5 protein-coding genes and 2 pseudogenes are annotated in these 6545 nt (G+C 64.2%); 3 read left to right on the top strand and 4 right to left on the bottom strand.

Annotated features, from left to right (window positions below; all coding sequences use genetic code 11):
- Nucleotides 1-373, top strand: a pseudogene (locus BST27_RS34615) (hypothetical protein); the annotation flags it as partial.
- A gap of 37 nt (nt 374-410) precedes the next feature.
- Here BST27_RS34615 and rfbA read toward each other — a convergent pair.
- From rfbA to BST27_RS23675, 3 genes are read right to left on the bottom strand one after another with little or no spacing between them, the layout of a single operon-like run.
- Complete coding sequence (gene rfbA / locus BST27_RS23685) at nt 411-1277, bottom strand: glucose-1-phosphate thymidylyltransferase RfbA (RefSeq protein WP_069419900.1); 867 nt, start codon at nt 1275-1277, stop codon at nt 411-413.
- Nucleotides 1278-1303: 26 nt separating this feature from the next.
- A complete protein-coding gene (locus BST27_RS23680; RefSeq protein ID WP_069419899.1) occupies nt 1304-1678 on the bottom strand; it encodes a nuclear transport factor 2 family protein in 375 nt (124 codons plus the stop codon).
- 11 nt (nt 1679-1689) lie between these two features.
- A complete protein-coding gene (locus tag BST27_RS23675; RefSeq protein WP_069419898.1) occupies nt 1690-2445 on the bottom strand; it encodes a maleylpyruvate isomerase family mycothiol-dependent enzyme in 756 nt (251 codons plus the stop codon).
- Between the two features lie 445 nt (nt 2446-2890).
- On the opposite strand from BST27_RS23675, the pseudogene BST27_RS23670 reads away from it, so the two are divergent.
- Together BST27_RS23670 and BST27_RS23665 are read left to right on the top strand one after the other, a co-directional pair.
- Nucleotides 2891-3348 (top strand): annotated as a pseudogene (locus BST27_RS23670) (universal stress protein).
- Between the two features lie 42 nt (nt 3349-3390).
- Nucleotides 3391-5178, top strand: coding sequence for an N-acyl-D-amino-acid deacylase family protein (locus BST27_RS23665; RefSeq protein ID WP_069419897.1), 1788 nt, complete (start codon nt 3391-3393; stop codon nt 5176-5178).
- On the opposite strand, the gene BST27_RS23660 is transcribed toward BST27_RS23665, so the two are convergent.
- The gene (locus tag BST27_RS23660) at nt 5168-6499 is read right to left on the bottom strand and encodes a UDP-glucose dehydrogenase family protein (protein WP_069419896.1); all 1332 of its coding nucleotides are present in this window, start codon (nt 6497-6499) and stop codon (nt 5168-5170) included. The genes BST27_RS23665 and BST27_RS23660 overlap by 11 nt on opposite strands.
- Between the last annotated feature and the right edge of the window lie 46 nt (nt 6500-6545).

Genomic DNA, 6545 nt, shown 5'->3' with positions numbered 1-6545 from the left:
GCGGACTGCGCGCCCCGGCATCGGTACTCATGGAGTTCGTCCTTGGCGAAGGGGGTGTCATCCCGGCGGTGCCGGCGGCAGCGCCGGCATGCTCTGGGGCGACGGAGGGGCCGGCGGCCTCGGCGGGTCCGGCAACGTCTTCGGCGGCACAGGAGGCGCCGGCGGCAAGGCCGGATCGATCGGTAACGGCGGCGACGGCGGCGACGGCGGCAGCGCCGGCCCCGCAGGAACTAGCGGCGGTAAAGGCGGAGCAGGCGGATCGGCCGTGCTGATGGGTAACGGCGGCAGCGGCGGTAAAGGCGGAACTGGACCGTACCCCGGCCAAGCCGGCGTGGGCGGCAAGGGCGGGACGCTACTGGGAATCGACGGGTAGCGGCGCCCCCAGAAAAACTAACGCCATTCGGCCGAAATCAGTTGCGCTCCAACAGCTCCAGCAGGTAGCCACCGTATCCGGACTTCAACAGTGCGCGGGCGCGCTGTTCCAGTTCGTCGTCATTGATCCAACCGCGCCGCCACGCTACTTCCTCGGGCACACTGACCTTCAAGCCCTGACGGAGTTCCAGCGTGCGCACGAAGTCGGACGCGTCCAGCAGCGAGTCGAATGTTCCGGTGTCCAGCCATGCGGTGCCCCGCGCCATCACCTCGACCGACAACCGGCCCTGGTTCAGGTAGGTCTGGTTGACCTCGGTGATCTCGTATTCGCCGCGGGCGGACTTCTTCAAGCCCTTGGCGATTGCGATCACATCGTTGTCGTAGAAGTACAAACCCGGAACGGCATAGTGGGACTTCGGCTTCTCCGGCTTCTCCTCCAGCGACACCGCTTTACCGTCAGCGTCGAATTCAACGACGCCGTAGGCCGATGGGTTGGCCACCCAATAGGCGAAAACGGCGCCACCGCTGATGTTTTGGAATCTATCCAGGCTGGTGCCGAGACCGGGACCGTAAAAGATGTTGTCTCCCAACACCAATGCCACGGAGTCGTTGCCTATGTGGTCAGCTCCCAGCACGAAGGCCTGTGCCAGACCGTCCGGACTTTCCTGCGTCACCCAGCTCAGGTTGATGCCGAATTGCGAGCCATCCCCGAGCAGACGGCGAAACCCGGCCGCGTCATGGGGAGTCGTGATGACCAGGATGTCGCGGATACCCGCCATCATCAGCGTCGACAACGGGTAGTAGACCATCGGCTTGTCGTACACCGGCAGCAGTTGTTTGCTGATGCCGATGGTGATCGGATGCAGCCTGGTGCCCGAACCGCCGGCCAAGATGATCCCGCGCATAACTGGCTCCTCAACCCTCGGTCGGCTTATTCGACGGCGTCTGCCTCGGTGAGATCGGTCGCGGCCAGTGCCGATTCCAGATCCCCATGACGGAACACCGCGGTGACATGGTCTCGGACCACCCGGAAGGCCGAGGCTGCGGTAGTGACCATGCCGGGGTTGTCGCGGTCGGTGATCTTCTGCTCCGCGACGACGATCCCGTCGTGCTCGTAGATCCGGCCCAACTCGGCCGTCGTCCTCCGCGATTCGGCCCATTTTCGCAGCGCCGCGTGCCCTTGTGCGGCGCCGTGAGCGTCACCGATATCGATGTCGTCACTGGACAACGCCACCAAAGTGTCGATGTCACCGGCATTGAGGGCGTCATGCCAGGCCAGCACGGTGGCAATCTCCGAAGTGGTCATGGTCTGAAAGTCTAGAGAGGCGTTCGGTCCAGCCACCTCTGCCATACGGCGTCGTCGCCAAACACTTGGATCCCGGTGTCGGCGACAGGGACTCGGCGCGTCATCGCCAGCAGCAGTTCGGTGGCACCGCCGCGCAGCGCCACCGTGCCCTTGCCGTGCGCGTGCGACCATGTGATGCCACCCGCGTCCAGTGCGGCGGTCCATTCTCCCGCTTCGCCGAGGCCGTCGTCGGTAGCGTGCAGATGCAATGTGTCGTCACCCTCGAGCGGGAGCGGCGCACCGTCGTTTCCGGCCTGAATCACAATGCGCTCAAGGAATTCGGTGATTCCATCGGCGGCGATGGCGGGTTCGAGGGTGAAGTCGCTTCCGACGGCGATCGCGGCATCGGCGCGGTGCACGGCCGCCTCGTGCAGTCGACGCCTTAGCCACCAGCTCGCCGGGCGGGTACCCAAAAATGTCCACACCGGCGTCTCGACCCCGGCTAGTTCGACCGCGTCGATGAGTCGCTGGGCGCCGCCGTTCAACCACGAGATGGCGTCATCGGGATCCGGCGGCGGCTTTCCGCCTTCGACGCTGCGGGGATCGAGGTAATGATCGAGTTTGTCCTTGACGATCTGCGCTGCCCACCGGTCTCCGCGGCCGACGTGCTTTAGCAGTTGTTCGATATTCCAACCCGGGCATGCCGGCACGGGTGTCGAATGGTCCGCTTTGCGGATCAGTTCCCCGAATGCGCGGTTCTCCTTGACGAATTCCGACGCGTAATCCACGCCGATTACGCTACTCGCCGTCCCGCTTAGCTACGGACGAAAACGAAGCCGAGCCCTAACGGCCACGTACCAAGGCCACGACATGGGAGCAGTAGCTCAGCACCCGGTAGTTGGACCCCATGCTTTTTTGTACCGGGCGATCCGCATTGCAATGCGGGCATCGCATGGTGGCTGACCCGGGCAGGACGGGCGTTTGCCCACTTTCATTTGCCATGCTAACTATCTTGGAAGTTGGACTTGACACCCGTCAAATCAATCCTCATTTTCTGTGACCAAGCCCTCATGGCCGATTCACGCAGGTCGTACGTCACTTGCGGCTCCTTCTATGGCCCTCCTCTCCCCCGACGGCAATTACGTTGCCCCCGAAATTTGCATCAGCACGCTCTGTCCGATTCGGCCAAATTCATGGGTTATGAGCCGCGCCGATAGCTACTACTGTGAGGAAATGAGCGCGTATCAGACCGTGGTAGTCGGCACCGATGGCTCGGACTCGTCGCTGCGTGCCGTGGACCGCGCAGCCGCGATCGCCGCGGACCACGGCGCGAAACTAATCGTTGCGACGGCTCATCTGCCCGTACCCGAGGAACGGGGCCGGTACGCCATCCCACCAGGGAGCGACCACGGTGCGGATTATCGGACGGTGGGCGAGGCTCCCTACTACGCGATACTGCAGGACGCCAGGGAACGGGCGCACAAGGCCGGGCCACGGACGTGGAAGAGAAGTCGGTCGTCGGTGCGCCGATCGCTGCGCTGGTGCAGCTGGCCGAGGAGGTGCTTGCCGATCTGCTGGTCGTCGGCAACGTCGGGCTCGCCAGCGTCGCGGGCCGGCTGCTGGGATCAGTCCCATCTGAAGTCTCCCGCAAGGCCACGGTGGACGTGCTGATCGTCCACACCACCGGTTGAGTAGATTGGTCACCTAAGCACCTAGGGCGTGAGGTGGCGACAATGGCGTTCGACACAGTGATCAGCAACGGCCGTTGGTTCGACGGCTCCGGCGGCCCGTCAGCGATCCGCAACATCGGTATCCGTGATGGTCGGGTTGATGCCATTTCCCCGCGGCCACTGGACACCGAGGGATGCCGCAATGTCATTGATGCCCAAGGAAAATGGGTTATTCCGGGCATCATCGACATCCACACCCACTACGACGCAGAGGTGCTCGCGGCACCCGCGTTGTCCGAATCGTTGCGGCACGGTGTGACCACCATAGTGATGGGCTCCTGCTCGCTATCCACCGTGCACGTCGACGCCGGCGAAGCCGCCGACCTGTTCGGGCGCGTGGAGGCGATCCCGCACGAGCACGTGGTCCGCATTGTCGGGGAGCACAAGACGTGGAACAACGCGCACGAGTACATCGATGCGCTCGAATCGTTGGCGCTGGGTCCGAACGTGACCGCGTTCATCGGTCATTCCGACATGCGCACCGCGGTGATGGGTCTGGACCGCGCCACACGCAAAGACGTCCGGCCAACCGGGGCCGAGCAGGCCCGGATGGAGGAGATGCTGTCCGAGGCACTCGACGCCGGATTCCTCGGAATGTCCTCGCAGCAACTGCTTTTCGACAAGATCGATGGTGAAACCTGCCGCTCCCGCACGCTGCCGTCGACGTACGCCAAGCGCGGCGAGCTGCGTCGACTCAAGGCCCTGCTGCGCCGGACTGGACGCGCCCTGCAATCCGGACCGGACATCAGCCACCCGCAGAACATCGTGTCGCAAGCGTTCCAGTCACTGGGCGTCCGACGGCCTCGCCTCAAGACCAGCCTGCTGGCCGCCGCAGACATGAAGTCGTCACGCGGTGCGGTGTGGTTGACCGTCGCGCTGTCGGCGATGGTCAACCGATTAGGCGGCGACTTCCGGTTCCAGCACTTGCCGGTGCCCTTTGAGGTCTACGCCGACGGGATCGACCTGGTGGTGTTCGAAGAGTTCGGAGCGGGCGCGGCGGCGCTGCACCTCAAAGACGAGCTCGAACGCAACGAGCTGCTGCGTGACGAGGAATATCGGAGACGCTTCCGTAAGGACTACGACAACAGATTCGGTCCACGCGCCTGGCATCGCGACTTCTTCGATGCCGAGATCGTTTCCTGCCCCGATGAATCGGTGGTAGGCAAGTCCTTCGGCCAGGTCGGCGTGGAACGCGGCGGGTTGCACCCGGTCGACGCTTTCCTCGACCTGGTTCTCGAGCACGGCACCAAAATCCGTTGGCGTACCACGATTTCCAACCATCGGCCGCACATGCTGCGCCGCCTCGCGCGCGACAACGGCCTGCAGATGGGCTTCTCGGATGCGGGCGCACATCTGCGGAACATGGCGTTCTACAACTGCGGTCTGCGCCTGTTGCGGCATGCGCGGGACGCAGAAAAGGCCGGCCAGCCGTTCATGTCGATAGAGCGGGCGGTGCACCGACTCACCGGAGAGCTAGCAGACTGGTACGGCCTGGACGCAGGCCACCTGCGGGTGGGCGATTGGGCCGACCTTGCGATCATCGATCCACAGCGCCTCGACGATTCGCTGGACGCCTACCACGAAGCCGATGTTGCGGCCTACGGCGGACTTTCGCGCATGGTGAACCGCAATGACCAGACGGTCAACGCCGTCTTCGTCTCCGGGCGGCAGGTATTCCGCGATGGACAGCCCACCGAACTCCTCGGGCGCGAGCGCACCGGCGGCTTCCTGCGCGCCGACGGCCGCCCCCGGAATGCGCCTCGTCCCGTTTCAAAGCCCATCAGCGCGTAGGCCACCGAGCACCCAGCCGGAACACCCGCCAATCCGCCTGCTCCCAGCGACAGACGTCGAGGCAGTTGCGGCCGTCGACAACGACTTTCGACCGCACCCGGTCGGACAGGTCCCGTGGGTCGAGTTCGACGAACTCCCGCCACTCGGTGAGTACCAGCACAGCGTCGGCGCGCTCGCAGGCTTCCGCAACCGAAACCGCATAGTTCAGCGTCGGGAACAATCGGTTCGCATTGTCCAACGCTTTGGGGTCGTAGACGTTGACCGCGGCACCGTTGAGTTGCAATTGGCCCGCGACGTTGAGCGCCGGTGAGTCGCGCACGTCGTCGGATTCGGGTTTGAAGGCCGCGCCCAGCACGGCGATGTTGGCTCCCAACAGCGAACCGCCGCATGCGGCGGTTGCCAGTTCGACCATCCGGGTACGCCGGCGCATGTTGATGCTGTCGACCTCGCGCAGGAACGTCAGTGCCTGGTCTGCCCCCAGCTCGCCGGCGCGCGCCATGAAGGCACGAATGTCCTTCGGTAGGCAGCCACCTCCGAAACCCAAACCCGCATTGAGGCATTGGCGCCCGATGCGGGGGTCGTAACCGAGCGCGTCAGCCAGCAGGCCGACATCGGCGCCCGCGGCTTCACATACCTCGGCGATGGCGTTGATGAACGAAATCTTGGTCGCCAGAAAGGCGTTGGCGGAGACCTTGACCAACTCCGCCGTCTGCAGATCTGTGACCAGGAAGGGCACTCCCGAATCCAGCAGCGGCCCATAAAGTTCCCGGACCACCGCTTCGGCACGGATCGAATCGTCTTGCACACCGAGCACAATCCGGTCTGGACTCAAGGTGTCGTGCACGGCGAATCCTTCGCGCAGAAACTCCGGATTCCAGGCAATCTCGACATCGACTCCTGGTGGCGCCAATGCGGCGGCGCGGCGGCCCAACTCGGCCGCAGTGCCCACCGGTACGGTCGACTTGCCGATCAGTACGGATGCCCTGGTGAGACGCGGCACCAACGAGTCGATTACGGCGTGTACGTGGCGCAGGTCCGCCCCATATTCACCCTTCTTTTGCGGCGTGCCAACGCCCAGGAAGTGCACGTCGGCGAACTCGGCGGCCATGTCGTAGTCGGTGGTGAAGCGCAACCTCCCGGCAGCGAGGTTGCTGCTCAACAACTTCCGTAAGCCAGGCTCGTAAAAGGGAATGTCGCCGCCGGCGAGCTTTGCAACTTTGCCCGGGTCGATGTCGACACCGACGACCTCATGTCCCAGTTCTGCCATCCCGACGGCATGCGTCGCTCCCAGGTAACCCGTGCCGAAGACGGTGCATCGCATGACACCGTGTGTAGGTGGCCGCGATGAGCGAACCGCATCGCGACGC

The sequence above is a fragment of the Mycobacterium intermedium genome (genome assembly GCF_002086275.1).
Taxonomy (GTDB): Bacteria; Actinomycetota; Actinomycetes; order Mycobacteriales; family Mycobacteriaceae; genus Mycobacterium; species Mycobacterium intermedium.
Note: the sequence above shows the minus strand (reverse complement) of the source record. Positions and strands in the feature narration are given on the sequence as shown.

What these genes read in the sequence shown, in the direction of transcription:
- BST27_RS23665 (WP_069419897.1), top strand. Translation starts at nt 3,391, where the DNA reads ATGGCGTTCGACACAGTGATCAGCAACGGCCGTTGGTTCGACGGCTCC.
- BST27_RS23680 (WP_069419899.1), bottom strand. Translation starts at nt 1,678, where the DNA reads ATGACCACTTCGGAGATTGCCACCGTGCTGGCCTGGCATGACGCCCTC.
- BST27_RS23660 (WP_069419896.1), bottom strand. Translation starts at nt 6,499, where the DNA reads ATGCGATGCACCGTCTTCGGCACGGGTTACCTGGGAGCGACGCATGCC.
- rfbA (WP_069419900.1), bottom strand. Translation starts at nt 1,277, where the DNA reads ATGCGCGGGATCATCTTGGCCGGCGGTTCGGGCACCAGGCTGCATCCG.